Below are 25442 nucleotides of genomic sequence, written 5' to 3' on the forward strand. Positions count from 1 at the left end.
CGCCCGATTTCCCTTGCTTTCGCCACCCCCGCCCCTACGGTGCGCCCGCCCGACAGGGGCCGAACAGAGGGACGAAGTCGACGATGGACGATGCCGTGACATGCCCGAGCTGCAACTCCGAACACGCCTACCAGGATCGCGGACTCTGGGTCTGCCCGGAATGTGGCCATGAATGGAGCGGCACGGCCGATGCGGCGGCGGAAGCCTCGAGCGAGGCGGGCGTACGCGATGCCAATGGCAATGTGCTCGCTGATGGCGACAGCGTCATCGTGATCAAGGACCTCAAGATCAAGGGCTCCTCGTCGGTCGTCAAAGGCGGTACCAAGGTCCGCAACATCCGCCTTCAGGACGCGAGCGACGGGCACAACATCGCCTGCAAGATCGACGGCATCGGCGCGATGAATCTGAAATCGGAGTTCGTGAAGAAGGCCTAGCCGCAGGCCGGCGAAACGGCCTGTCCGTCGCGGTAACGCTAACGACGGGTTCCCGCCCCGGAACGCACAATGTTCTTATGGTTGTCGTAAATCTGTGTAATCTGACAAGGCCGGGCAGGCTTTTGCATCGCGTATTGATTTTTTCAACCCGGGGCTGGCTTATCAGGTTTACCTGTTCAATTGCATCACAGCTTTCTGACTTGAGCGGCCGCCTTCGGGCGGCCTTTCTGTTTCAGTGCACCGAAATGCCCAGCGTTCTACCGCTGCCGCTGCGCCAGGTAGAACCCGCACAGCACCGTCACGAGACCGGCGGCCTGTAGCGCGGTTGGCGGCTCGCCGAGCAGGAGCCAGCCGACCAGCAGCGTCAGCGCCGGCACGATTGCAGGAAAGACGGCGGCGCGGGCGACGCCGAGGCGCTGGACCGAGACGGCGAACAGATAGAGCGCGGCGGGACCGGCGAGCACGCCCTGCGCCAGCGCCTGGATCGCGTTCTCGGTGACGCCGATCGCCAAGACGCGGTCGAGCCCGCCGGTGGCGAGATAGATCGGCAGCAACAGCAGCGACAGCACGTTGATGACGAGCGCGGCCGACACGGCGGAGACGCGCCAGTGGCGCAGCAGCGCGCCGAAGCCGGCGAACATGAATCCGGTCAGCACGAAGATCAGGTCGCCCAGTACGCCGTCGGCGCCGATATGGCCGATCGATTCCGCGCCGATCACGCCGAGGCCGCCGACGATGACGAGAGCGCCGGCAAGCCGCGAGGCGGAGATCTTCTCCTTCAGGAACACCGCGGCGAGCAGCAAGCCGCCGAGCGTCGCGCTGGAGGGCTGGATCACGCTGCCATGGCCGAGCGGCACGAACAGGAAGCCGGTGTAGGAGATCAGCGCCATCACCGGGCCGCCCAGCACCATCAGCGCGAGGCCCCTGCCCCAGCCGATGCCGCAGAGATCGGAGACGCCGGCGCGCAGCACCAAGGGCAGGAACGCGATCCCCGACCAGACGTAGCGATGCACCAACAGATCGACCGGCGTGAAGCCGAGCTTGAGCCCGTGCCGCGTACCGGCAAAGCCGAGTGCCCAGAACAACGCCGCGGACAGCCCGCAGACGACGCCCAGCAGCGCCGGCGTCGCGTCGTTGTTCTTCTGAATGAGAGCGTCAGCGCCGCTCGTCCGCTGATCCATGGGGTAAGCCTTATGTCAGCGAGCTCGTCCGCTCAACCCACGTGGTTGCAGGGCTGGCACGCGGCAGAATGCAAGGACTTCTGTAGCCCGGATGAGCGCAGCGACATCCGGGACTCGCCTCGCCACCTTCCCGGATATCGCTACGCTCATCCGGGCTACGAAAATCATCACCCCTCCTCACCGAACACCAAGCGCCATCCCTTGCGCGTATCCATGTATTCGCGCACCTCGCGGATACGGTCGCCCGCCACCGTGAACACGAAGCAATAGTCGTTCTCGTACGGCTTGCCGCCCGGAAGCGCGGCGCGCATCCGCTCCTCCACGATGACCACGTCGCCGTCAGCATAGACGCCGCGAAACGCGATATCGATGTCCGTGAACAGCTTGTGCATCTCCTGCGCAATGAAGCACGCGATCGCCTGCGCGCCCACCATGTGGTCGGTGTGATCGAGCGCGACCGCGGTGGCGTTGCCCTTCGGCGCGATCCATTCGGCATCGTCCGTGAACAGCGCCGCGATGCGCGCGGCATCGCGCGACGAAAAGGTCTTCCAGGCATTCAGGACGATCTCTCTCGGGCTGGTCACGAGGCGCTCCCCGGCTGGCATTGAAACGAGGGCCGCCTTCTAGGCCTTGATGCGGATTGCCGCTCGCCACAATCGGACTCGGTCATCCCCGGCGGCTGTTCCGCCCGCGAGCATCTGCGCTTATCATGCGGCCATGCTGAGCTTCGAGACCTGCAACGCCGCGCGCCTGCGCCGCGACCCCGGCTATGACGGCCGCTTCTTCACCGCGGTGAGGACCACCGGCATCTATTGCCGTCCGGTCTGCCCGGCCAAGCAGCCGCTGACGCGCAACGTCGTCTATTACCCGACGGCGGCTGCGGCCGAAGCCGCAGGCTTCCGGCCCTGCCTGCGCTGCCGCCCGGAGACCGCGCCGTTCTGCCCGGCCTGGAACGGCACGCGCTCGACGGTCGCGCGGGCGATCAAGCTCATCGACGAGGGCGCACTCGACGAAGGTTCGGTGGTGACGCTCGCGATGCGGCTCGGCATCTCCTCGCGCCATCTGGCGCGGCTGTTCGAGCGCCACGTCGGTGCCACGCCGCAGCAGCTTGCCAAGACGCTACGCGTCCAGCGCGCAAAACGCCTGCTCGATGCCGGCGCTCACACCATGACGGATATCGCGTTCCTGTCCGGCTTCGGCAGCCTGCGCCGCTTCAACGCCGCCTTCGCCGAGCTCTACGGCCGCTCGCCGTCAAGCCTGCGCGCTTTGCGCACGCCATCGGGTCTTCGAGCAACTGATCAGAACAATCCGGGGCTGAGATCGAGCCCGTAGGTCAGGCTCAGCACGAACACGAACAGCACCGCGGCTGCGCACAGCACGGCGTGCCTGAGGATGAACGCGCTTGGCGAGGTGCGGGCAATAACGGCTTTCTGTGCAACGGGCATGATGGCGTCCAGTATCAATGCAACAATCAGCCGCGACGATGCGGCGGCCGCATCTGGCACGCACTCCGCAAAACAAACTATTAAAGAGATCACGCTCGCTGTGAACGGGCGTCCATGATCGGCACGTTCACGCGAACTTGTTCGCGGACGGATTCTCGATCAGCGCATCAGCGTGCAATTTCGTCATCGAGTCGAAGATCGCACGCGAAGAGATTGCAACGATCACCGTACGTGCGATGCGCATGCTGGCATCTTTACGTCCGTGGTCGCATGAGGCGGTGAGTTTCGCTGTTCGCGAAACCCACCCGTCCCCGGCGATGTCAGATCAGCGGGCCGCGCCGACGGTCGCGGTCTTCACCTTGTGCGACGCAAGCACCTTCGCCTGGTGGGCCGAGGCGACCGTGGTCGGCGCCGAGACCTGCTGCTCGACATGCGCGGCACCGAGCACGCGAACCTGCAGGGGAGAGACCGGAAATCCATTGGCCTCATAGGTCGGCAGCTCGGCGGCGAAAGCCGAGGTAGCGCCCGCGATCGTCAGGATGGCGGCGGCGATCGTCAAAGTCTTCTTATTCATCGGTGATGCTCCTGGATGAAGATTCGGAGCACATTTAAGCGCGATTTGCTGCATTGCGACATGCATTGCTGCATCGCAACAACGCGCACAGCGCATGGCGATATGTTTAACATGTACAAAGTCTTGGCCGAATCGCGCCCGACGCGACATGGCGCTTTTATGGGCGGTGATCAGCCACCGAGCACATTGCCCCAGCCGTCGAAGACGTAGGCCTTCCAGGCCACGGTTCCGTCCCCGCGCGGCCGGCTCTCCCGCCGATAATCATCGGCCTGCTCGGAGGTCCAGGTGATGATCGTGTCGGAGAGGCGATCGTGCAGGATGGCGGGCTCGGCGGGATCGAAGGCGTCCATCGGACGAAGCGAGGAATGCGTGCTCATGGGCCGATCAACGCACGGCCTCGCGCAAAGTTGCGGAAGCGCCAGCCAAGACGCCCCATCAACAGCCAAAATCGCGAGACTTCTTTCTTTCAGAATTTCGGTTTTACCGTAGTCTGCCGAACATGCCGCGCTGGAACCACAACGGAACCCGCGTTGCAACTTCGCAACACCCCTCAGAAAAGCCTGATTTCGTCCAATTGCGCCATTGCGCCGCCACACCATCCTCCGAACAATCAACGCGCTGCGTGCCTTTGCGTGCAAGACTGTTTGAATCAAACTGGTTGCATCATGACTGTTCGGACCGGACTGGTTCGAACAGAACCGTTTGGAGGCAGGGATCATGAATGATCGGCGGTCTCTTCTGGTGGCAGTCTCGTGCCCTTTGGCCGTCCTCGGCGGTTGGCTGGCGCTCTCACTGTCCGCCTACGCTCCCGCCGTCGTCGAGAACAGCAGCGCCAATGCAGCTGCCGTGTCGCGCGCGAAAGATCTCAGCCGGCTCGAACTCGCCGACGTTCCGCACGCAGCGACCATCGAGGACGGCGTCGCCCTGACCGCCGACATCGCGGCCGCCGTGGCCGCGGCAGGTCCGGCCGCCGCTGAAGCGACAACGCCCGATACGCCCGCCCCTGTCGTCCAACTCGCCTCAACCGATCCCGCCTTGATATTGCCGGCGGAAGCGCCGCCCGCACCTCAGATCTCGCCCGAACCAGCTCCTGTCGTCAGCGAGGCTGCACCGGCGGCGCCGGAGCCAGAGCCAGAGCCCGTCAAACTCGCATCCGCCGACCCCACCGAGATCGTGGCCACGGACGCATTATCCCCCGCGGCGATCGCAAGCGGGCCCGCGCCGGCCGCCAGCAAGGCGTCGCCGCCCGCCGACACCGTCGCCGTGCTCGACGAATGCTTCGTCGTGGACACCTGCATCGACCGCTATCTCTGGGCGCTCTACCAGCGCACGCCGAAGGAGGATTCGATCAAGGTCGAGGAGCGCCGCCCCGTCACCGTCAAGCGCAGGGGCAAGATGGTGACCGTGATGCGCAGCTTCACCAAGCTGGTCGACGAGGATTTCGGCTGGAAGGATCCGAAGGCGGCCGAGCACGCCCGCATGTCGATGATGGACTTCGTCATCGGCGGCATGGACAAGAGCTTCAAGCGAAAACTGTTCCGCACGCTGCTCGCCGCCGAAGCCGCGGGCCTCTCGCCGGGCATCACCAGCGCGTTCCGCGACGACTATCGTCAGTCGATCGCGAGCGGCCTGAAGGCCGCCTCCGACCGCTCCTATCATGGCGGCAGCACGCGCGGCGGCTACGGCCACGGCATGGCCGCCGACATCGTCAGCACCCAGGGCAACAACCGCGCGCAGCGCTGGGTCTCGACCGAGATCCTGTGGAAATGGGTCGATGCCAACGGCAAGGCGTTCGGCATCGGCCGGCCCTATCTCGGCCGAGATCCGCCGCATGTCGGCCCCATCGACGGCCAGGAATACATCTCCCGCCGCGGCGTTGCGACCGACCACAAGGAGGCCGCCAGCGTCAAGAAGAAGATGCGGACCGCGACGCGCGCAAAATCTCCGAAGGCACAGGCCGCACGCGAACCGAAGGGCCCGGCAAAGCCGCAGAAGGCGGCGCAATCGGCCGCGAAGCGGGCGACCTGACCAGCGCTGCTACGCGCCGCGCCCAGGCTTCGGCAGCGGCACGAGGCGCATCTCGGCTGATCCTGCTGCTTGCGTCCGCACCAGCACTGCAAAAATGGTCTCGACCGCAAGCCGCACCGCGACCTCGGTCGCCATGCCCTTGGCGAGATGCGCCGCGATCAGGCCGGTAAGGAGATCGCCGGTGCCGTAGGGACGGATCGGCAGACGCGGCGTCGCAAAGCGCGACAACTGGCCGTCGGCACACAGGATCGTCTCCACCTGCCCCTCCGCCGTGTCGGCGAGCGTGCAGCCGGTCGCGACGACGTCGACACGACGCTGACCTGCCAGCGCCGCGCAGGCCGCGCGCAAGCCCTGCCCCTCTGTGATCGCGACGCCTGCGAGCAACTCGAGCTCGAACTGGTTCGGCGTGGCCAGGTTCGCGGCCGGCAGCAGCCGATGCCGGACGACGTCCAGGATTCCGTCGGCGACGTAGACGCGGCCGTCGTCGCCGATCACGGGATCGCAGAGATAGACGAGCTTCGAATTGCGATTCACGGCCCGCTCGACGAAATCGGCGATCACGGCGGCATTGCCCGGTGAGCCAAGATAGCCGGTCACGAGCACGGCGGCCTCGTCGACGAGGTCGCGCTCCTCGACGCCTCTGAGGAGATCGGCGACCAGCTCGGTCTCCAGCACCCGCCCACGCAGGCTCGGATAACGCGGATGGTTCGACAGCAGCGTCGTCGGCACCGCCGCGACGTTCACGCCTTCCGCCTGCATGGCATAAGCGGCCGCGCTGTTGCCGACGTGGCCATGGACCACCTGGCTTTGAATGGAGATGACGAGCATGCGGAGGTCCGTAAGGTCAAATGCAAGGCGACGCAAGCGTAGCCCGGATGGAGCAACCCGTAATCCGGGAATCAAATGTCAGGAATGATCACGGCGTCGTGCAAGCTCCCCGAGATAGGCGCAGAACATGTCAGCCAGTCCGTCGGCATGACGCGCGATCTCGGCCTCGCTGCGCGGCGCCTCCGAGAACCGCTTGCCGACCTCGCTCAGCGTCGTCGTGATCAGCTCGCCGGCGAGGGTGCGCGTCGCATCCGAGGCCTTGGGCAGCGCCTCCCGCATGAAGGCGGCGACGATGCCCTCGCCGGCTGCCCGTGCGTCCTGCGCCTCGGGCGCGTCGCGATAGAGCGGCGCGGCGTCGCTGAGCGCGACGCGGATCGCCGCTTCCTCGCACTCCGAGCGGATGAAGGCGTGGACCAGCGCGCGCAGCCGCGCCAGCGGCGGCTTCGCCCGGTCCGCGAGGATGCCGGCGAGCAGCTCGCTGGTGCGCCGCCACTCGTCGCTCTGGAGACGAAACAGGATCGCCGCCTTGTTCGGAAAATATTGGTAGAGCGATCCGATGCTCACACCGGCCCTCTCCGCCACCCGCGCCGTGGTGAAACGCTGCGCGCCCTCCTTCGCCAGGACCTGAACAGCAGCATCCAGGATGGCCACCACCAGCCCCGTGGAGCGGGCCTGTTGGGGCTGTTTTCGTGAGGAAATTGAACGGCTTCGACGGTCGGCCATGGCGCCTGCGAGCAATGCGAATAGGAAATGCGACGAATTAGTCGTATTTCAGCTTCCGCGCAAGCACCCGCTTCGCAGCGAACCCCGGAGACTCAGATGACCATCCCAACCATCACATCGCTTGCGCCGCTGCTGGATCGACTGTTCGTCGAGGCCGAAGCTGCAAGCGGCGCAACGCGAGCCGCCGTCGCCGATTTGTCCGATGCCGACCGCGCCCGGATGATGCGGAGCAAGACCGCTTACCGCGACCTCTATGGACGCCTGAAGGACGCACCGCTCGCGGTCTCGCGCGAGACCGGCAGCCTGCTCTACATGTTGGCGCGCAGCTCCCGCGCCAAGGCGATCGTCGAGTTCGGCACCTCGTTCGGCATCTCGACCCTGCACCTTGCCGCGGGCTTGCGCGACAATGGCGGCGGCCGCCTCATCACCAGCGAGTTCGAGTCGTCGAAGGTGGCGCGGGCCCGAGACAACCTTACGGTCGGCGGGCTGATCGACCTCGTCGAGATCCGCGAAGGCGACGCCCTGAAGACGTTCAGTGCCGATCTGCCCGATACGATCGATCTCGTGCTGCTCGACGGCGCCAAGGCGCTCTACCCCGAGATCCTGGACCTGGTCGAAGACCGTCTCAGGCCGGGCGCGATCATCGTCGCCGACAACGCCGACGACAGCCCCGACTACCTCGCGCGCGTGCGCGCGCCCGGAAGCGGCTACATGTCCACGGCCTTTGCCGAAGACGTCGAGCTCTCCGTGCGGATCGATTGAAACCGCTTCGAACGCCGCGACATTCCACAGCCGCCGTACGATTCATCGCGCGGCGGCTCCGTACCGTCAGCCGCCAACCGCGGAACCCCGACCCCCACGCCATCACGTCCAGGCGGCGTTCCGCGCCTGTCGCAGCCTCGTCACTCACACGTGATACCTGCTCCCGGCAAAAGCCACGTTCCGCGTGCTAAAACATACCTACCGCGCGGTATCTTTAGTCGCCGCGCTACGCCCGAGCTCGTCATGACATCCGCTTTCAATGCCTACGCCGCGCTTGCTCTCGCCATCGTCTTCGAGGTCACCGCGTCCGCTTTCCTGCAGCAGTCGGCGCAGTTCACGCGGCCGTGGCCGACGCTGGCGATGGTGCTGCTCTACGTCGCCTCGTTCTATGCACTGTCGGTCGCGATCCGCGTCATCCCGTTAAGCATCGCCTATGCGATCTGGGGTGGAGTCGGCATCATCCTGACCGCCACCGTCTCCTTCGTGCTGTTCCGCCAGATGCTCGACGCCGCGGCCTTCGTCGGCATCGCGCTGATCGTGTCGGGCGTCGTGATCATCAACCTGTTCTCGGAGACCACGGTGCACTGATGCCGGAAAGCGCCTATAGCCGCGCCAAGCAACCCGAGCAGGTGCGGCGCGCCTTGCTCGATCACGCAGCCGCGATCGCCATGGACCATGGTGTCTCCGGCGTCACGGTGCAGGCGGTCGCAGCGGCGGCCGGCGTCACCAAGGGCGGGCTGTTTCATCATTTTTCGAGCAAGCAGGCGCTGATCGAGGGCCTGTTCGCCGATCTGCTCGCCCGCGTCGATGCCGAGATCGACGGCGCCATCGAAGCGGATCCCAAGGCGCGCGGCAGCTTCACGCGGGCCTATGTGAATGCGGTGTTCACCGGCAAGGCCTTCGGTTTCGCGACGCCCTGGGCGGCGCTGAGCATGGTCGCCGTCACCGATCCGTCGCTGCGCCGGCTCTGGAACGACTGGATGAAGGCGCGCCTGAAGCGCCATCGCGCCACCGATAGCGCGCCCGAGCTTCACGTCGTGCGCCTCGCCGCCGACGGCGCCTGGCTGTCCTATGTCACGACGGGACAGCGACGCATGAGCGCCGACCTGCGCGCCGTGCACGACCGTCTGATCGCACAAACCTATCGACGCGCTTAGCCGGGATTCGGGGCCGCCGGCTACTGCCCCTGCACCGGCTTGGGCGGTCGCGGCTCAGATCGGGCCGGCTTTGCGCCGGGCTTGGCCGCAGCGCGCGGCGGCGGACCGTCGACCGACACCAGATAGTCGGCAAGCGCCTTGGCCGAGTCGGAACTGGTGACGTAGTGATCCCTGAGAAACCAGGACAGCGTCAGGCTGAAGCGGCCCTTGGCAAGCCCCCGTGGGCTGCGATGGCAGGTCGCGCAGCCGTCAGCGAAGAGCTTTGCGGGCGATTTGCCGGCGTCGAGATTCTGCGCAGACGCGACAGGCGCCGTCAGCACGGTGGCCACTGCGAGAATCATCAAGGGCGCGATGACATCGCGCCCCGGTCGAAACAGCGTCGTCAAATGTCGGTCCCCTACCCCCGTCTTGCGGTCATGCCGCCAGCAACTGATCGAATTCGGGCGGCGCGTAGGCCTTGCCGTCCTGATCGGTGATGACGACCTGCCACCCCTCGCTCGCCCACACCCTTGCCTTTGCCACGATGAGCAGCCGGCTCTCGCGGGCGAAACTGTACTTCTCATTGTCGCGTTCTGCGACCATTTTGTAGGCCAATGCGCATCCCCTTGCGTTGCCCTGCCACCCGCTTCCCTCGTGGCAGCGGGCTTTGGCGGCAATTCGCCAGGAGCATGGCAATTTGATGCCATCCGCAGGCAGCACTGCGCCGGCCCGCTCGCAGCCGGATGACTGGGAACGCGCCGCATCAGGAATACGATTCGGCTTGTCACGGGCTGGCTCGTCGCCGCGCTTGCGGCGCGGCTCGCCCGTGATCATGTCGTGCGGATCGTCCGCCGGGCCCGTCACCCCGGCGACAGAACCGATCCCGCCACGTCCGAGCCGCTAGTGGACTCGGATGATATGGGGACGGCCGAGATCGATCAGCCCCTGAACCGCCGACAGGCGGTCGTCGAGGGCTGCGATCGTGAGCAGCAGATTGTTGCGGCGCTCGTCGAGCAGACCCATCTCGGCGCCGGAGAGCTTCGTGTTCGCCCGCTCCTTGTGGATCCCCTCCAGGGATTTGCGCAAGCTCGCGATCAGGCCGGCGAGCTGCTTCGCCTCTCTGGTCATGGACCGCTTCGCGACATTTTGGCGGCGCGTCTCCGCCTGGCTCTGTCTCATCGTCATCCTCCCGTGCCCCGCCTGCCCCGAGTGGATGCTTACAGCTTTCGATACAGATATTACGATCGATGAAATCTGCCTGCGAAGAACTATCTTAAATTGTACCCGCCTCAGGCAAGAAAAAGCCCGGCGCGAGGGCCGGGCTTTCGCGATGCTAAAGCGCGATGAGATTAGGATGAATCGTCATCGCGCTTTAAGTTGTTGTTTGAGCATGATCTTTTCGGAAAACCGCTACGCACTTTTCCCGATCGTGCTTTAGTGCTTCTGGTGGCCGCCGCCGGGACCGCCGGCCGGTGCGCCGCCGCCACGCGGTGCGGCACCGACGCGCGGAGCACCGCCACCGCCGGCGTGCGCCTTCGCGGGCTCAGCAGCGCGCGGCGCCGGCATCTGCGCGCGAGCATTCATCGGCGAACCATGGCTCACCTTCGGCTGCGCCACATGCGGCGTCGCGGGCCGGCTGACAGGGGCAGCCGAAACGCGCGGGGCTTCATGAGCGCGCGCCCGCGGGGTTTCAGCGCGTGCCATCGGCTGCGCACGAACCGCGGCGCGGCCCGTAGCCTGCTCGCGCATCACGCGCGCCTGCACGTCGCGCGGGTTGCGGCTCTGCACATTCGCCCGTTCATGGGCGAAACGCTCGCTTCGTGCAGCGCGGGTCCGTTCGGTCGCAACCGCAGCGTCGCGCTTGGCGATCGCAGCGTCGCGCCTGGCGATGGCGGTGTCGCGCCGTGCGGTCGCGGCGTCACGCCCGGAGATCGCGGCGTTGCCCCTCGCATGCACGCCGCTGCGCTCGAGTGCGATCGTCGCATCGCGCGTCGCCGCGCGGCCGATGCGGGCCGCACGCGGATCGATCGTCATCCGGTTCGCGAAGCGCTGGTGCGAGCTCCAGTAGTTATTCCAGTAGGCATGGCGCCGGTACCAGGGACGCCCCGCATAGTAGCTCGACCAGTACGAGCTCAGCACGAAGGGGACGACGGGCACGTCGATCTGGTCGACATAGTCGGGGAGATAGACGTAGCGGTTGCGGTAGAGATATTCGAGATATTGCGACGACACCCAGCCGCGATCGTCGGAGAAGCTCACGTCGCACCAGGCATTGCCGCGCAGGCAACCATGGATATTGACGCGGGCGCCACCGGGGATGCGATCGACCAGGGGAAAGCCCGTTCCCGGCCCGGCGCGCAGGCCGGTCGAGACGGTGACGATGCCCGGCGCGGCCAGCGCGGCCGTCGGGGCGAGCAGCAGTGCGGCGAGCAAAATGCTTCTGAGTCTCATGGCGTGTTCCTCCTCTGCCAGTCGGAACGCGCAAGCGGAACGGGCGTTCCGCGTGTGGGGCCTCATCCGCCGAAAGATTGCGGCGCGTGCCGCGCGCGGTTCAATATTCATTCGCCGTTCATCGGCACAGCGCGGGCGCGCTGCCAGACCGTCAATTCAGTGGCAGCATGAACCCGTCGAAGAACGCCGCGAGGCCCGCGAAGTCATCGAGCGGTAGCACGGTCGCGACGTACTGGTCAGGCCGCACCACAACGATGCAGCCGGCTTTCCGGTCGACGCGGCGCATTGCGAAGACGTCGTGGCCGCTCTTCAGGTCCGGACAGAACATCTTCTCGTAGTCGAGCAGGCCATAGCGTCCCTTGTTCGGACGCAGCAGCGGCGGCAACGTCTCGATGGCGAGATCGCGATGATCCTGCTGAAACACTGCGCGCAGATCGATCACGCTGTCGATGTCGGTGCTCGCAGGCGTATAGCGCCTGATCGGCGACTGCCTGGCTTCGCAAAGGAAGTTGCACAAGGCGCGGATGGCCGAGCCCGAGGCTGCAGGATCTTCCGCTGGTGAGAACGCATAGAGGCGAAAGCGGCCATCGGCCTGCGCGGCATGGCCGAGATGCATCGGCTTGGCGTCGGCAAGCCGGATCACCGGCGCGGAATGGAAGCGCTTGCCGATCGCGAAGCCTTCCGCGAGATGCTGATGCGAGGCCGCCCCCGTGAGGATCGACGGGCGGTAGTGCGTCGCCGTGCCCGCGGTGTAGCGGCCGTGCCGGACAAAATAGTCCTGCGTCCTGGCGGCATCGGCCCCGCCGGCCTTGGCCGCGGAGGCTAGAATCCCCGCCCACTCGCGATCGAAGTCGATCAACTCCTTCGCGACCGCCTGACGCTCCGCCGAATAGGAATGCAAAAGGCCCGGCGCACACTGCTTGCGGAGGACAGCCGCGAGCTTCCAGCCGAGATTGAACGCATCCTGCATCGAGACGTTCATGCCCTGCCCAGCCTTCGGGCTGTGGGTATGGCAGGCGTCGCCGGCGATGAAGATGCGCGGCAGGCGCGTATCGATCTCGGCCTCGGGCACGTCGTCGAACTTGTCGGTCAGGCGCTGGCCGATCTCGTAGACCGACCACCAGGCGATCTCCTTCACCGCGAGCGTATGCGGCTTCAGGATCCGCTGGGCCTTGGCGATCACGTCATCGGCGGTGATGTTGCGATTGGCGACGCGCTCGCCGATTTCGAGCTTTGCGAGCTCGACATAGATGCGGACCATGTAGCCGCCCTCGCGCGGAATGATCAGCAGGCTGCCGTCCTTCGCCGACTGGATCAGCGACTTGAAGCGGATGTCCGGGAAATCCGTCACCGCCAGCACGTCCATCACGCCCCAGGCGTGGTTGGCGGAATCGCCGTGCAGCTCGCGTCCGATCGACTTGCGCACCGTGCTGCGCGCGCCGTCGCAGCCGACGACGTAGCGCGCCTTGACCGTCTCGATCCTGCCCTCGCTTCCGGCATCGACACGTTCGAGCCGCACGGTCACCGCATGATCCCCAGGCCTCGCGGCCGGATCGACCTCGAGGTCGAGCAGGCGGCGACTGTAATAGGGCTCGAGCTTGGCCGGGGATTTGCGCATGACGTCGAGAAAGCCGTCATGGATGCGCGCCTGGTTGAGGATGACGTGCGGGAATTCCGACAGTCCGTCCTCGACATCCTGCACGCGGCCGCTGCGGACAATCGTCTCCGGCGATCGCTCGTCCGGCTTCCAGAACGTCGTCTCGTTGACCCAATAGGCTTCCTTCAGCACACGCTCGCTGAAGCCGTAGGCGTGGAACATCTCCATGGTGCGGCAGGCGATGCCGTCGGCCTGTCCCACCAGCAACCGGCCCGGCTTCTGCTCGACGATGCAGGTCTTGATGTCGGGAAATTGCGCAAGTTGCGCGGCGAGCGTCAGGCCGGCAGGGCCGCAACCGACGATGAGGACGTCGACCTCTCCGGGCACGGCGCCCGCTGCACCCGAAGCCTGAATGCGCTCGGCGGGATCGGCGATCTCAGGATCGCCCGGCTGAAATCCATTGAGATGGAATTGCATGAGCACCTCTCCCGCGAACGTTTTTGGATATTGCTCAGTATGCTGACGATCAGTATACTTGTCAATGATCGGGCGCCCCTCCTGCCCCGAACGGAGAATTCGGTGAAAGACAACAACGACATGCCCGGCCATCTGGCGCGCCGGTTCCAGCAGATCGCGGTCGCAGTGTTCCTGGCCGAGGTCGGAGATGCCGGCTTCGACCTCACTCCGGTGCAGTACGCCGCGCTCGCGACCATCAAGGCCAATCCGGGGCTCGACCAGGTGACGCTCGCGGGACTGATCGCCTACGACCGCACCACCATCACCGGCGTGATCGACCGCCTGGTGCAAAAGGGACTGATGGAGCGTCGCGCCAGCAGCCGCGATCGCCGCGCCCGCGAGCTGGAGATCACCGACGATGGCCGACGCACGCTGCGCAGGATCACGCCCGCGGTCGAGTCCGCGCAGCGCATCATGCTGCGCGGCCTCAGCGCAAAGGAAGGCGACGAGCTGATGCGGCTGCTGCGCAAGGCGATCGCCGCCGGCAATGAGCTCAGCCGCGCGCCGCTGCGCGAGGCGCAGACCTAGAACCTGAAGCGCGATGACGATTCATCCTAATCTCATCGCGCTTTGGTCCCGTATTTTCTCTGCCTCATTGTCGTCGTGCCGCGAAACCTGGAGCTAACCTTCGGCTGCTACCGTCGGCACCATTCGGCGCTTAACGCGCGATTAACTTTGTCGGTCGGGAGTTGGGGATGTCCAGATTCATCATTGTCGCGGCAGCCATTGCGCTCTCGACCATTCCTGCGCGCGCGAACGGCCATGGCGGTGGCGATGCACCTCCTCCGCCCAAGCCCGAGGCCACGACCGCGCCAGCCAAAGTGGTCCTGACCAAGCAGGGTCCCAAGCTCGTCGATCTCAAGGGCATGACGCTCTACTATTACGAGCGCGACACCACCGGCAAGACCTCGAACTGCAACGGCAAGTGCACCGAGAGCTGGGTGCCGCTGCCCGCGACAGCCGACGCCAGGGCGGTCGGCGACTTCACCGTGATCGACCGCAACGACGGCAGCAAGATGTGGGCCTACCGCTATCGCCCGCTCTACACCTCGCCGGCCGACAAGGCGCCGGGCGATGCCAACGGCAATGCCACGACGCTGCAATGGCGTGTCGCCCGGCCTGAGAACTAGGCCAGGAAAAGTAGGCCACGAACGGGGCGCGGCTGCCGGAAATCCGATTGACCGAACGCGCGGCCCTCAGCCGCGCCAGCGCGCGCCCGCCCCGGCCTGCGCGTTCTGCCCGGGCGGCAGCACCACCACGGTCGAGCCCAGCTTCACCCGGTCATAGAGATCGATGACGTCCTCGTTGCGCATCCGGATGCAGCCGGACGAGATCGCCTGCCCGATATATTCCGGCTGGTTGGTGCCGTGAATGCGGTAGAGCGTGTCCTTGTTGCCGACATAGAGATAGATGCCCCGGGCACCGAGCGGATTGGCCGGACCACCGGGAACGCGCGCCGGATACGGTCCCAGCCGCGCCTGGATATCTGCGGTCGGAACCCAGTCCGGCCATTCCGCCAGACGGCCAACCCGCGCCACACCAGAGAACGCCATGGCTTCCTCGCCGACCGCGACGCCGTAGCGGATCGCCTTGCCCTCGGGCAGCACGAGATAAAGGTAGCGCGCATCGGTATCTACCAGGATGGTACCGGGCTGCTCCTTGCGCGGATAATCGACGATGTGACGCAGATATTGCTCAGACACCTTGGCCTGGGCGTAAGGCGTATGAGCCAGCAATTGCCGGTCGCGCGGCGTCATGCTCGCGTCGGTCGACGGTGAAAGCGTTGCCTGCATGCAACCGCCGAGCGGAAGCATGGCAACAATGAGAACAGCGAAAACGGATTTTGGCACCACCGGCCCCCCGATAGCGGATAGCAGCACCCCCAGCCACGCTAGATGCTGCCCAAATCGTGCTGAAAACAAGGCAGCCCGGACACGTCCGCGTGTTTGAGGAGGCGGGTTCCCTCACCACAAACGGCAGAGGAGCGTCGCAGCATCTCCATCCCCTCGCCTTGCTTTGGTCAAACCCGGCTGGACTCGTGCGGTCTCGGGGCTTGGGATGGACTCACCTCAACAGATCGGCTCGCGCCAATGCGAACGACGAAGGCTTCAAAGGAGCTGCGATGCTCGCGACGCTGAACAGCAAGCAAATCGTCGATGAGATCGTGAAGGACACGGTCAAGGACAACGATCCGCACGACGCGGTTCAGATTTCGCCCGAGATGGTGCTGGCCTCGCGCCCGATCAGCGTTGCACCCGCGCTGGCGCCGGAGATCACGTCCCGCCCTGAGCCGAAGTTCGCGCCGCAGCCCAGAATGAATCCGGAGCCGAAGTTCAGTCCTGTCTTGCAGCCGCAGGCGGTCGCCTCCCCGGTCGACGCCGCGGTCCGCGTGACTGCAAGCGATGGCCACAAGCGGCGGAAGCGGTCCGCCGTGGGCAAGTGGTTGCGCGGCGCGTTCGTCACGTTTCTGCTTGCGGGCGGCAGCGCGGCCGCCGCGGTCGCTTGGCACAAACATGGCGACACTGCCCGGCAGATGTTCGCGCAATGGACGCCGGCTTTGACGTCGCTGATGCCTTCGACATCGCAGAACGCGCCGGTCGCGACCGCGCAAGCAGCGCCACCCCCGGCACAAGCCGCAACCGATCAAACGGTCGATCAATCGGCGCCGCCGCCTGCGGTGCAAACCGCCGTTGCAGAACCCACACCCGCCGCGGCGCAGCCCGCCGCAGCGCAGCCTGCCGCGGTACAGCCTATCCCAGCACAGCCTGCCGCAGCGCAGCCCGACGCAATGCAGTCGGTGCAATCGATGACGCGCGATCTCGCCGCGATGGCGCAGCAGATCGAGCAGCTCAAGGCCAACATCGCCGACCTGAAGGCCGGCCAGGAGCAGATGGCGCGCGAGATGGCGAAGCCGCCCGCGCCGAAGCCGGTCGCCGAGATCAAGCCGGTCGATCCGCGCGCGCGCGCTTCCGCGCTCGCGCCGCGGCCAGCAGCGCCGCCGGCTCGCAAACCCAAGCCGCCGGTAACGCAGACCTACATGCCGGCCTATTCGCCCGCGCCGATTGCGCCTCCGCCACCGTCCTCGCAGGCCGTCGCAGCACCGCCGGTCACAACGACGCAGGCCGTCGCCGATGACGACGGACCTGTGGTGCGTCCACCGATGCCGGTGCACTAGACCGGCATCCCATGACGATGGGCGCAGCGTCGCTGCACGCTGTCCGAGTCGATGTGATGCGGTGAATCCGGGCGACTACGGAGAACGTGCCATTGGCCTGCACGTCTCAATGAGAAAAGGCCGTCGGGATCTATGCCGCCGGCCTTCTCTTGCAACTGCCGGTTCCCGGAGCCCGGTTCTGTTGCAATTCCATACCTTATGATCACGCCGACATATTTAATAAAATCTTAACGCGCCTGCACGCTGCACATCATTTCTGCGCCATAAGCACAGAGATTGCGCGCGTCATTCGTTCGATAAAGATCGACTCAGTGGTACCATCCGAGACGTGTTGAGACTTCTCTTGAACGCTTGTTCTTAGGGCTTCTTCTTAGGGCTTGGGTCGTCACACCGGGGAATTCGGATGCCTTACTACTATTTCGATCTTGTGGTTGGTGAAGAGTTCAAGAACCAGGGCGGAATCATCCTCGAAGACATCGAGGTCGCTTCCGACCGCGCCGATCAATTGGCCACCGAGCTGTCGCAGGTGAAGCCGGAGCTGCAACAGAAGGGTTGCGCGGTGCGCGTCACCGATCGCGACCACAATGAGCTCTATCGCACACCGCTCGATCCTGTGCCGGCCTGGCAGCGCTAGCTACTCGTCAAGCGCCGGCGGCTCGAACCAGTTCGTCAGCGACAGGCCTCCGTCGACGACGAAGGCCGCGCCGGTGACGTAGGCTGAGAGCGTGTTCGACAGCACGGTGAGCGCCATCGGCGCGAGATCCTTGGCCTCGCCGAGACGGCCGAGCGGGATATGCTTCGCGAGCGAGGCATCCGCGACGAACCCGCCCGCCGCGATCGCGCCGGGCACCAGCGCATTGACGCGGATGTCGTGACGCCCGAGCGTCTTCGCGAGCTCCTTCACCAGCATCGCCATTCCCGCCTTCGCCGTCGAATAATGCGGCAGGTTACGCGGCGTGCCCGCATGCAGTGAGGTGAGAAACAGGCACGAGCCCGGCCGCTTCGCCGCGATCAGGCGTTTTGCAAGTCCCCGCGCCAGATGGAAGCCCGCATCGAGATTCACGGCGTGCATCTCCTGCCAGGTCCTGCGATCGACCGCGAGCGCATGATCGGCCTCGCGCCGCGGCGGCGACGCGCTATGGACGAAATGAGTCACCTGCCCCAGCGCGGCGTCCGCGGCGGCAAGCAGTGCATCGCAGGCCTCCGGCTTGGCGAGGTCGCCAACCCAGGGTACTGCGAGCTCAGGCCTCGTGCTCGTGCGTGTCGCGGCGCTCACCCGCTCCGCGCTGACGTCGGCGAACACGGTTCGGACGCCCTCGCCGACCAGGGCCTGCGCGATCGCGCGGCCGATGCCGTTGCCGGCACCGGTGACGAGCGCGGCGTCGCGGGCGGGATCGAACGGCGTGCTGAACAGGCTCATGTCGCTCTCCGAGACCGGGGAGCGCCAGGTTAGCGCACCCCGCGGACGGACGACAATCGCATCCCGATCCCATTGCGGAGCGGCGCGCCGGACGCTAGCCTCTCAAAAAAACGCAGGAGGTACCAAGGATGCGCACCGGTTTTCTGATGACAGGCCTGTTGCTGCTGGCCGCGCCGGCCCAGGCGGCCGACGCGCCGCCGCGATCGACCTATGTGACGATGGTCTTGCAGGCCTTCGCCGCCAAGGTCGAATGCCCGGGCACGGATCTCGTCTATCAGGACCTCGTGCAGAAGGCGCAGCAGATGCACCTGCCCGACGGCACCACCGAAAAGGTGCGCAAGGCGATCGCCTGGATGCACACCGGCGGCAAGATGGGCGAGAAGCAGGACGACGATTTGATGGCCGAGGTCGCGGTTGCGACCCAGGCGACCGACATGGACCAGCGCCGCCTCGGCATGCCCGGCTGGTGCGAGGCGCAGAAGACCAACCTCGCCGGATTGATCCGCAGCAAGGGCGGCTAGCAGGCGGCTCTCGCGGCGTTGAGCAAGCCGCGACGGAACGGCCGTCGCGGCAAATAATCGTCACATTTCTCGCAAGCATGCGGGGCTCTTCGAACAGGAGAACCCCATGCGGATTGCCCATCTCGTTTTCGCCGGTGCTCTTGCGACCAGCGCCGTCCTGACCGCGCCCGCGCTGGCCAGGAATTCCGACGCCCAGAAGGGCGAGGACAAATCGGCCTCGTCGGCCTGTAGTGCCTACCAGCAGGCGCCGGACGGATCGTGGGAGCAGCTTCCCTGCAAGGAGACGGGCGAGCCCAGCCAGCCGCAGACGCAGCACAGGTCTGGCGCACAAGGCGCCGATCAAGGCGAGCGCTAAGCCCTTCGATGGAACGGGAACTCTCTGGTTCCAGCGCACGGGCCGAGATCGGATATCAAGGCTGGAGCCGGGCGAAGCTGACCCGGATCAGCTCTGGTGCGGACCGCGCATGATCTTCATGGCGTCGGCAATGTGGCGCCACTCCTTGGCCTCCTCGGCCTCGCCGCGGCCTTCGCACGCCTGTGCCTGCTCGGAGGCCTTTGCAATCGCAGCAAATCCATGCTGTTCGAGCATCTGCCGCGCAACGGTGTGGACCTGGATCTCGGACATCATGGGCGCTCTCCGGTCTGGCGAAACTGCGGTGCATGGCTCCCGCGGGTTTTCACAACGATTGAGCCCCGCGCCTCGTTCCGCGTCCTCGCAAGGGCGCACGACAAAGGCGGCCCGCCATGCCCGGCGGACCGCCTTCTCACCCACCCCAAATTGGCAAGCTTGGCCGCGTCCCCTACGCGACCGCCACGCGCTTGCGCTCGAGATCGTTGGGCACCTCGATATCGACCTCAAGGGTCGACACCTCGTCGCCGCGTTCGAGCCGGACGATGACCTTGGTCGGGTCCAGCGTGACGTGCTTGGACACGACGGCGAGAATTTCCTCACGCAGCACACCCAGCAGATCGGGTTGGCCGCGCATTCCGCGTTCATGGGCAAGCAGGATCTGGAGCCGTTCGCGTGCGACGGGTGCAGAAGCCTTGTTGCCGCGGAGAAGCCGAAGCAGACCCATGCTCATGCAGCCCTCCGTCGCAGCAGGCGATCCATGAAACCCTTGCGCTCCGCCGGCACCTGCATCGGCACGGTGTCGCCGCACAGCCGCCGCGCCGCGTCGAGATAGGCCCGCGCGGGTGCGCCATCCGCGTTCGACAGCGTCACGGGCGTGCCGACATTGGAGGCCTTCAACACGTCCTGGCTCTCCGGAATGATGCCGAGCAAGGGTGTCGCCAGGATCTCGAGGATGTCGTCGATGGTCAGCATCTCGCCGCGCGCGGCGCGCGACGGATCATAGCGGGTGATGAGGATGTGCTTCTCGACCCGCTCGCCCTTTTCGGCCCGCACCGTCTTGGAATCGAGCATGCCGATGATGCGGTCGGAGTCGCGCACCGAGGAGACTTCCGGATTGGTGACGATCACGGCCTCGTCGGCGAAGCGCATCGCCATGGAGGCGCCGCGCTCGATGCCGGCCGGGCTGTCGCAGATCACCCAGTCGAAGCGGCCCCGCAGATCGGCAATGACCTTGCCCACGCCCTCTTCCGTCAACGCGTCCTTGTCGCGGGTTTGCGAGGCTGGCAGCAGCCAGAGATTCTCCAGCCGCTTGTCGCGGATGAGAGCCTGCGGCAGCTTCGCCACGCCCTGCACCACGTTGATGAGGTCGAACACGACGCGGCGTTCGGCCCCCATCACGAGATCGAGGTTGCGCAGGCCGACGTCGAAATCGACGACGACGACCCTGTCGCCGCGTTGCGCGAGCGCAGCTCCCAGCGCGGCGGTCGTCGTGGTCTTGCCGACCCCGCCCTTGCCTGATGTCACGACCAGTACCTTGGCCATCTCTAAAATCTCCTTCTGGTCAGTACAGCGCTGTAATTCGCATGGTGTTGCCTTGCAGGAAGGCCTGGGCCGGCCGGCCGCGCAAGGCGTCGTCGATATCGTCGGCGGTCTGATAAAACCCATCGATTGCAAGCAGTTCGGCCTCGATCTTCTGGCAATAGATGCGCGCGCTCGTGTGTCCGTTCACGCCCGCCATGGCGCGGCCGCGCAGCGCGCCGTAGATGTGGATGGAGCCGCCGGCGACGACCTCGGCGCCGGAGCCGACCGAGCCGAGAATGGTGATATCGCCGTCGGGGAAGATCACGGTCTGGCCCGAGCGCACGGGGCTATCGAGCAGGAGCGAAGTTGGCTTGGCGTCAGCTTTCGTTTCAGCTTTCGTTTCAGCTTTCTTGGGCGCACTCTGCTCGACCACGCAGCTGCGGCCGCCCGAGAGCAGCGGCGGCATCATGGGGGTCAGCCGCGCCTCCTCCACGCCCTCGATGCCGAGCACGCGGATGTTGCGGTCCTGAAGGCTGGTCAGCAGATGTCCGATGCCGGACTGGCTGAGATCGACCGAGGACAGGTCGACCACCACGGGCCGGCCGGCAAAGAAACCTGGCGAACGCGCGATCGTGGCATCGATCTCCTGGAGCCAGTCCTGGATCGGAACCGTGGGCACGAACACGAAGGCCACGTAGGAGCGCCCGCGCAGGCGCACCATTTGGCGTTGAGGTTTTGCTGCAGCCTCCATATCGGCCGACTCGTTTCCTGTTATTGAATGGTTAACGATGCGGCCGATTTGGTTAATGGCCGGTTAATTTCTCCATGGGGCTGCGTGGTCGCTTCGGGATATCTTAAGGGCCAGCCGGAGCGCGTTTATTTCACTTGAGTCTCAATCTACGGGTGTGCGTTACGTTTGCCGCTTCAGCCGTCCACGATGGAAAGCTCACCGCTCACCATTCGTCGGCAAGCAATGGCACTGATCAACGGTAACATCGTCTTCAATTCCGTATCTCGCTACCGCTCAAGCGTTCCTAATGACCATTCCTCGAACAGCTGCACCAAAGCCAATCTCGCTCATCGCGACGTCCCGCCGCTGCAACGCGATCTGGCGGAGCCAGCGAAATGACGCACGCAAAGGTTCAGCGCCTTCGACGAACAGACACCAGAACGTTCACTTGATCGCAGCCCGCGTCGAGACGTCCGCTCCGCCGTCGTATTCGGTCGCAGTCACCACGACTGACTGCCTCCCGAAATTTCCTTGCGCTCGCGCTGCCATTGCGATTTGATCCCTGGATTGAAGACTGAATTGATTTGGTGCGTACGCGTCTCCCGTTCAGAAGTTTATGGGGGGAAGTATGATTGATCTCCAGGGTAAATTGGTGCAGTTCGAAGAGCTCGCCGGTGAGTGCGAACAGATTGCCGAACTGGCCACGGACGGCGAAAAGCGAGAATTGTTTCGCCGCGTAGGCGGCCACTACCGTGAGCTTGCCGCGGACATCAAGACAGCAATCATGAGTTCGTCGAGAGACCGCCCGATCAGTCTAGGCGGCAAGTTGTCATCCTGAGAGTCTCGAAGTCTGATCGCTGCAACACGCGTTGATGCCGACGACAATCGGCGAGCATGCCGGGGCCGAGCCGTGAAACTGGCGGGAGCGCATTCGTGTCCATCTACGATCCATTGCGACATCAACTGGTTCAAGTGCAGGACCGGACGGTGCGCCTTACGTTTGCTGAAATCGAAGCTCTATTAGGGCGATCCCTGCCCGCGTCTGCCTACAGATTCACGGCATGGTGGGGCAATGAGACGTCTCGAACAGTCGGCCACACGCAGTCCAGAGCGTGGCTTCTGGCAGGCTTTCATGCAAGAGTTTCGCTCAAGCTTCGCGTCGTCGAATTTGAGCGTAGCTGAACCATGCGGCCAGGATGACGGGAGCCAGAGTAACGCTCGCTGCTTCCACATCGTCATTGCGAGCGCAGCAAGGTAATCCGGACTGCCGCCGCGGGGCGCGACGAAGTCGCGAGCTATGGTGCGCAATTGCGCACCTGAGAATCCATCGGGCGGCAAGACACGCGGTGAAATGGATTCCGGGCTGGCCAAGAGGCGCGCCCCGGAATGACATTTTATCCTCTGGGCGCGGCGTAAACCACCGCGCCCACCCTCGATCGATCAGGTCTTGTTGCGCATCTTGCTGAGCAGATAGTTGTCGTAGAAGTTTTCCGCGATCTGCGTGTAGAACAGCAGCTCCTTCATATACGCGTCGTGGCTCTCCTTGGTGCGCTTGAACAGGTCGCTCTTGGCGGCGAGCTCGTTCAGATGCTCCTGGGTCGCGTTGTAGCAGGCCTCCAGCACCGGCTGCGGGAACGCCTTCAGCTCCGCACCGTTGGCGATCAGCCGCTTCAGCGCCGCCGGATTCACGCTGTCGTATTTCTCCAGCATCCAGGCGCCGGCCGCCGAACCGGCCTGGTTGACGATCGCCTGGTACTGCCTGGGCAGCGAAGCCCACTTCTCGTCGTTGACGATCATGTGCAGCATGGCGCCGCCTTCCCACCAGCCGGGGAAGTAGTAGTACTTGGCGACCTTCTGGAAACCGAGCTTCTCGTCGTCATAGGGACCGACGAATTCCGCGGCATCGATCGTCCCTTTCTCGAGGGCCGGATACACATCGCCGCCGGCGATCTGCTGCGGGACGACGCCGAGTCGCGCCAGCACATGGCCGCCCATGCCGGCGATACGGAATTTCAGGCCCCTGAGGTCGTCGACGGTCTTGATCTCCTTGCGGAACCAGCCGCCCATCTGGGTGCCGGAATTGCCGCAGAGGATGGCGTGCGCCTTGAAGGGCTTGAGCGCCTCGTTGGTGAGGTCGGCACCGCCGCCGAAGTGCCACCACGATTCCTGATGGCGATGGTTCATGCCGAACGGCGCGCCGGTGGCATAGGCCAGCGCGGGCTCCTTGCCGATGTAGAAATAGAGCGGTGTCTGCGCCATCTCCACCGATGCGGTGCTGACGGCATCGAGCGCCTGGAGACCAGGAACGATCTCGCCGGCCGCAAAGGTCTGGATCTGGAATTTGTTGTCGGTGGCTTCCGCAACATATTTCGCGAAGGTCTGCGCCGTGCCGTAGATGGTGTCGAGCGACTTCGGGAAGCTCGAGGTCAGGCGCCATTTGATCTCGGGTGCACTTTGCGCGATCGCAGGGGCCGCAACCAGCGTCGTCGCGCCGGCGAGCGCGCCGCCCCTGAGGAATGTACGGCGTTTCATGGTGGGGTCTCCCTTGAAGCAGTTTCGAACATATGGCGCTGAGGTCGCGGTGCTCGCGGACCGTTTGCCCGTTCCCGTAGCGGAGTTCAAGCTGCGAGGGATAGCTCGGACGAAGGTACTCCCGGGGCGGGCCCGCTCAGAGCAGCTTCGCGCTCACGAACAGCGCGCGCACGGCGTTGGTCGCCTGCACCGCCAGCATGGCATTGTCGGCGGCGCCTTCCAGCGCCGCGACGGCGTCCTGGTGCAGGGAGCGGAATTCCATCCACTCGACCGATTTGAAGTTGGTGAGGAACTGATAGGCCTGGCCGACAGTCGCGATCGCCAGCGTGTCACCGTTCAACTTGATCTTGAACGTGGTGCGCAGCGGGGTCTCGGAGCTTGATGGATCACTCATGGGCTGCTTCTGGACGATGACGGCTTAACGAAGGGGAAACGGCAGCCCCACCGTGCCAGGCAAATATCAGGAATCGGTGCTCGCGCGTTGCGAGGCGGTCGCCGATCCGCTCAGGCGCGGCACCACGACGAGGCGGTTGAACTCGCCATTGTCGTAGGCCTTCAGGAAGCGATCATAGTCCTTGATCGAGACACAGCCGTTGGAATCCCCGCGCGGTCCGAGCATGTAGTTGTGGGTGAGAAGGCCGACGCGGCCGAGTGCGCTGGTGCCCTCGGCGGGGGTCATGCGCAGCGCCCGGACGCCGTGGAACAGCTTTTCGCGCGGCTTGAGGTCGTAGGTCGCGGGCGGCGTTGCGCCGACCATGCGCTGATCGACATGCTGGGGATCGTCCATCAACGGGCCCATGCCCGAATGGGCTTCCAGCGTCACGCCGCTCGGCAGGTAAAGCGCCTTGGCCGAGATGTCGTAGACCGCGGTCCGCGAATCGTAGCCGAGAGCGGCGAGGTCGGGCGCCTTGGCGAACAGGCCGCTGTCCGGCGTCAGCGAGGCCAGCTTGATCTTGTCGGTGAATTTCTCGAAGAAGTTGCGGTTGTCGACCCGGGGGCTGGTCTCCGCATAGGCCTGGCTGGAGGCGGCCTGAGAGGCGAAATCGGCCTGGACCGGGCGTGAGCGCGGCACCGGGACGGCGTCAGCGCGCTGCGGCGGCCGAACCTCCTCGGTGGCGTGCCGATCGTCCTCGGTCAAGGTCGAGCGCCAGTCGTCGCCCTGAAGCTTCTGAGCGAGCATCGCCTTGGCGTCCCGCAGCTTGAGCTGGACGGCACTCACGGCGGAGCGCTCGAGCGCTCGCAGGCCGAAGTCACGGGCGGCCGGGTTGCCGGACGCCGACGCGAAACGGTCCTCGAATGAGGGTGCGTTGGCCGGCGGCAGCGCGGCGGTGGCGGTGACGAGCGGGGTCGAGCCGGCCAAATTCGAATCGCCGAGGTCCACGACCCAGGCGGCGGCCCCCAGCGCCAGTGCGACGGCGGCCAAAGACAGCATTATTGTCTCGGCTCGCCCAATACGGCGGCGCGACAACAGCCTCTCGGCTTGTGCGGCGTCGGAAACCATCAGATCCCCAAATCG

35 protein-coding genes are annotated in these 25442 nt (G+C 65.3%); 14 read left to right on the top strand and 21 right to left on the bottom strand.

Features of this window, described 5'->3' with window-relative positions; all coding sequences use genetic code 11:
- The first annotated feature begins 83 nt into the window (after positions 1-83).
- Positions 84-434, top strand: a complete 351-nt coding sequence (locus GPL20_RS37290; protein ID WP_157337521.1) for a zinc ribbon domain-containing protein YjdM — start codon at positions 84-86, stop codon at positions 432-434.
- 257 nt (positions 435-691) lie between these two features.
- On the opposite strand, the gene GPL20_RS37295 is transcribed toward GPL20_RS37290, so the two are convergent.
- Positions 692-1615, bottom strand: coding sequence for a DMT family transporter (locus GPL20_RS37295; protein ID WP_157337523.1), 924 nt, complete (start codon positions 1613-1615; stop codon positions 692-694).
- Positions 1616-1782: 167 nt separating this feature from the next.
- Entirely contained in the window at positions 1783-2199 is a 417-nt protein-coding gene (locus GPL20_RS37300; protein WP_254126067.1) for a nuclear transport factor 2 family protein, read from the bottom strand.
- A 133-nt stretch (positions 2200-2332) separates the two neighbouring features.
- Between GPL20_RS37300 and GPL20_RS37305 the strand changes: the two genes are divergently transcribed.
- Entirely contained in the window at positions 2333-2947 is a 615-nt protein-coding gene (locus GPL20_RS37305) for a bifunctional transcriptional activator/DNA repair enzyme AdaA (protein ID WP_157337527.1), read from the top strand.
- On the opposite strand, the gene GPL20_RS39130 is transcribed toward GPL20_RS37305, so the two are convergent.
- The 3 genes from GPL20_RS39130 to GPL20_RS37315 all read right to left on the bottom strand — a co-directional run bounded on the left by GPL20_RS39130 (position 2914) and on the right by GPL20_RS37315 (position 4011).
- Positions 2914-3060 (bottom strand): hypothetical protein, encoded by a 147-nt coding sequence (locus GPL20_RS39130; RefSeq protein WP_167533372.1) that lies wholly within the window; start codon positions 3058-3060, stop codon positions 2914-2916. The genes GPL20_RS37305 and GPL20_RS39130 overlap by 34 nt on opposite strands.
- Before the next feature lie 325 nt (positions 3061-3385).
- Complete coding sequence (locus GPL20_RS37310) at positions 3386-3634, bottom strand: hypothetical protein (RefSeq protein WP_157337529.1); 249 nt, start codon at positions 3632-3634, stop codon at positions 3386-3388.
- A gap of 170 nt (positions 3635-3804) precedes the next feature.
- Positions 3805-4011 (bottom strand): hypothetical protein, encoded by a 207-nt coding sequence (locus GPL20_RS37315; RefSeq protein WP_157337531.1) that lies wholly within the window; start codon positions 4009-4011, stop codon positions 3805-3807.
- Positions 4012-4351: 340 nt separating this feature from the next.
- Between GPL20_RS37315 and GPL20_RS37320 the strand changes: the two genes are divergently transcribed.
- Positions 4352-5662, top strand: coding sequence for a hypothetical protein (locus tag GPL20_RS37320; protein ID WP_157337534.1), 1311 nt, complete (start codon positions 4352-4354; stop codon positions 5660-5662).
- 9 nt (positions 5663-5671) lie between these two features.
- Here GPL20_RS37320 and pdxY read toward each other — a convergent pair whose 3' ends face one another.
- Positions 5672-6490 carry a pyridoxal kinase gene (gene pdxY, locus GPL20_RS37325; RefSeq protein WP_157337536.1) on the bottom strand — a complete coding sequence of 273 codons (819 nt, stop codon included), beginning with the start codon at positions 6488-6490 and terminating at the stop codon, positions 5672-5674.
- A 78-nt stretch (positions 6491-6568) separates the two neighbouring features.
- Positions 6569-7213, bottom strand: coding sequence for a TetR/AcrR family transcriptional regulator (locus GPL20_RS37330; protein ID WP_157337538.1), 645 nt, complete (start codon positions 7211-7213; stop codon positions 6569-6571).
- A 96-nt stretch (positions 7214-7309) separates the two neighbouring features.
- On the opposite strand from GPL20_RS37330, the gene GPL20_RS37335 reads away from it, so the two are divergent.
- The 3 genes from GPL20_RS37335 to GPL20_RS37345 all read left to right on the top strand — a co-directional run bounded on the left by GPL20_RS37335 (position 7310) and on the right by GPL20_RS37345 (position 9132).
- Positions 7310-7975, top strand: coding sequence for an O-methyltransferase (locus GPL20_RS37335; protein WP_157337540.1), 666 nt, complete (start codon positions 7310-7312; stop codon positions 7973-7975).
- Between the two features lie 243 nt (positions 7976-8218).
- Positions 8219-8563 carry a DMT family transporter gene (locus tag GPL20_RS37340; protein WP_157337542.1) on the top strand — a complete coding sequence of 115 codons (345 nt, stop codon included), beginning with the start codon at positions 8219-8221 and terminating at the stop codon, positions 8561-8563.
- Entirely contained in the window at positions 8563-9132 is a 570-nt protein-coding gene (locus GPL20_RS37345; protein ID WP_157337544.1) for a TetR/AcrR family transcriptional regulator, read from the top strand. The genes GPL20_RS37340 and GPL20_RS37345 overlap by 1 nt, the downstream gene beginning before the upstream one ends.
- 20 nt (positions 9133-9152) lie before the next feature.
- On the opposite strand, the gene GPL20_RS37350 is transcribed toward GPL20_RS37345, so the two are convergent.
- The 5 genes from GPL20_RS37350 to GPL20_RS37370 all read right to left on the bottom strand — a co-directional run bounded on the left by GPL20_RS37350 (position 9153) and on the right by GPL20_RS37370 (position 13636).
- A complete protein-coding gene (locus GPL20_RS37350) occupies positions 9153-9473 on the bottom strand; it encodes a hypothetical protein (RefSeq protein ID WP_157337575.1) in 321 nt (106 codons plus the stop codon).
- 73 nt (positions 9474-9546) lie between these two features.
- Positions 9547-9945 (bottom strand): hypothetical protein, encoded by a 399-nt coding sequence (locus GPL20_RS37355; protein WP_157337546.1) that lies wholly within the window; start codon positions 9943-9945, stop codon positions 9547-9549.
- A 66-nt stretch (positions 9946-10011) separates the two neighbouring features.
- Complete coding sequence (locus GPL20_RS37360; RefSeq protein ID WP_246251281.1) at positions 10012-10239, bottom strand: hypothetical protein; 228 nt, start codon at positions 10237-10239, stop codon at positions 10012-10014.
- A gap of 306 nt (positions 10240-10545) precedes the next feature.
- Positions 10546-11562, bottom strand: coding sequence for an SH3 domain-containing protein (locus tag GPL20_RS37365; protein ID WP_157337550.1), 1017 nt, complete (start codon positions 11560-11562; stop codon positions 10546-10548).
- Between the two features lie 151 nt (positions 11563-11713).
- Positions 11714-13636, bottom strand: coding sequence for an FAD-binding monooxygenase (locus GPL20_RS37370; RefSeq protein ID WP_157337553.1), 1923 nt, complete (start codon positions 13634-13636; stop codon positions 11714-11716).
- A 102-nt stretch (positions 13637-13738) separates the two neighbouring features.
- Between GPL20_RS37370 and GPL20_RS37375 the strand changes: the two genes are divergently transcribed.
- Both GPL20_RS37375 and GPL20_RS37380 read left to right on the top strand, forming a co-directional pair.
- On the top strand, positions 13739-14203 hold the full coding sequence (locus GPL20_RS37375; protein ID WP_254126063.1) for a MarR family winged helix-turn-helix transcriptional regulator: 465 nt from the start codon (positions 13739-13741) through the stop codon (positions 14201-14203).
- Positions 14204-14370: 167 nt separating this feature from the next.
- The gene (locus GPL20_RS37380) at positions 14371-14805 is read left to right on the top strand and encodes a COG4315 family predicted lipoprotein (protein ID WP_157337555.1); all 435 of its coding nucleotides are present in this window, start codon (positions 14371-14373) and stop codon (positions 14803-14805) included.
- Between the two features lie 66 nt (positions 14806-14871).
- On the opposite strand, the gene GPL20_RS37385 is transcribed toward GPL20_RS37380, so the two are convergent.
- Entirely contained in the window at positions 14872-15489 is a 618-nt protein-coding gene (locus GPL20_RS37385) for a L,D-transpeptidase (protein ID WP_157337579.1), read from the bottom strand.
- Between the two features lie 308 nt (positions 15490-15797).
- Between GPL20_RS37385 and GPL20_RS37390 the strand changes: the two genes are divergently transcribed.
- Both GPL20_RS37390 and GPL20_RS37395 read left to right on the top strand, forming a co-directional pair.
- A complete protein-coding gene (locus GPL20_RS37390) occupies positions 15798-16850 on the top strand; it encodes a hypothetical protein (protein ID WP_167533373.1) in 1053 nt (350 codons plus the stop codon).
- A 403-nt stretch (positions 16851-17253) separates the two neighbouring features.
- Positions 17254-17484 (top strand): DUF6894 family protein, encoded by a 231-nt coding sequence (locus tag GPL20_RS37395; protein WP_157337556.1) that lies wholly within the window; start codon positions 17254-17256, stop codon positions 17482-17484.
- On the opposite strand, the gene GPL20_RS37400 is transcribed toward GPL20_RS37395, so the two are convergent.
- The gene (locus GPL20_RS37400; RefSeq protein WP_157337558.1) at positions 17485-18270 is read right to left on the bottom strand and encodes an SDR family NAD(P)-dependent oxidoreductase; all 786 of its coding nucleotides are present in this window, start codon (positions 18268-18270) and stop codon (positions 17485-17487) included.
- 128 nt (positions 18271-18398) lie between these two features.
- Between GPL20_RS37400 and GPL20_RS37405 the strand changes: the two genes are divergently transcribed.
- Entirely contained in the window at positions 18399-18791 is a 393-nt protein-coding gene (locus tag GPL20_RS37405) for a hypothetical protein (RefSeq protein WP_091888127.1), read from the top strand.
- 106 nt (positions 18792-18897) lie between these two features.
- On the top strand, positions 18898-19146 hold the full coding sequence (locus GPL20_RS37410; protein ID WP_157337559.1) for a hypothetical protein: 249 nt from the start codon (positions 18898-18900) through the stop codon (positions 19144-19146).
- An 87-nt stretch (positions 19147-19233) separates the two neighbouring features.
- Here the strand turns inward: GPL20_RS37410 and GPL20_RS37415 are convergent, their stop codons facing one another.
- The 4 genes from GPL20_RS37415 to minC form a co-directional block, all read right to left on the bottom strand.
- Entirely contained in the window at positions 19234-19419 is a 186-nt protein-coding gene (locus GPL20_RS37415; protein ID WP_157337561.1) for a hypothetical protein, read from the bottom strand.
- A 172-nt stretch (positions 19420-19591) separates the two neighbouring features.
- Positions 19592-19873: a cell division topological specificity factor MinE gene (gene minE, locus GPL20_RS37420; protein ID WP_011086986.1), complete on the bottom strand. Its 282-nt coding sequence runs from the start codon at positions 19871-19873 to the stop codon at positions 19592-19594.
- Complete coding sequence (minD, locus tag GPL20_RS37425) at positions 19870-20685, bottom strand: septum site-determining protein MinD (protein ID WP_157337563.1); 816 nt, start codon at positions 20683-20685, stop codon at positions 19870-19872. Before minD ends, minE begins: the two co-directional genes overlap by 4 nt.
- Before the next feature lie 19 nt (positions 20686-20704).
- Entirely contained in the window at positions 20705-21415 is a 711-nt protein-coding gene (gene minC, locus GPL20_RS37430) for a septum site-determining protein MinC (RefSeq protein ID WP_157337565.1), read from the bottom strand.
- Between the two features lie 607 nt (positions 21416-22022).
- On the opposite strand from minC, the gene GPL20_RS37435 reads away from it, so the two are divergent.
- Both GPL20_RS37435 and GPL20_RS40365 read left to right on the top strand, forming a co-directional pair.
- Complete coding sequence (locus GPL20_RS37435; RefSeq protein WP_157337567.1) at positions 22023-22232, top strand: hypothetical protein; 210 nt, start codon at positions 22023-22025, stop codon at positions 22230-22232.
- 56 nt (positions 22233-22288) lie between these two features.
- A complete protein-coding gene (locus GPL20_RS40365; RefSeq protein WP_430641853.1) occupies positions 22289-22576 on the top strand; it encodes a DUF7662 domain-containing protein in 288 nt (95 codons plus the stop codon).
- 258 nt (positions 22577-22834) lie between these two features.
- Here the strand turns inward: GPL20_RS40365 and GPL20_RS37440 are convergent, their stop codons facing one another.
- The 3 genes from GPL20_RS37440 to GPL20_RS37450 all read right to left on the bottom strand — a co-directional run bounded on the left by GPL20_RS37440 (position 22835) and on the right by GPL20_RS37450 (position 25358).
- Entirely contained in the window at positions 22835-23926 is a 1092-nt protein-coding gene (locus tag GPL20_RS37440) for a TRAP transporter substrate-binding protein (RefSeq protein ID WP_157337569.1), read from the bottom strand.
- A 136-nt stretch (positions 23927-24062) separates the two neighbouring features.
- Complete coding sequence (locus GPL20_RS37445) at positions 24063-24320, bottom strand: hypothetical protein (RefSeq protein WP_157337571.1); 258 nt, start codon at positions 24318-24320, stop codon at positions 24063-24065.
- 66 nt (positions 24321-24386) lie between these two features.
- A complete protein-coding gene (locus GPL20_RS37450) occupies positions 24387-25358 on the bottom strand; it encodes a DUF2778 domain-containing protein (protein WP_157337573.1) in 972 nt (323 codons plus the stop codon).
- Positions 25359-25442: the final 84 nt, after the last annotated feature.

This window comes from Bradyrhizobium cajani (assembly GCF_009759665.1).
Classification (GTDB): Bacteria; Pseudomonadota; Alphaproteobacteria; order Rhizobiales; family Xanthobacteraceae; genus Bradyrhizobium; species Bradyrhizobium cajani.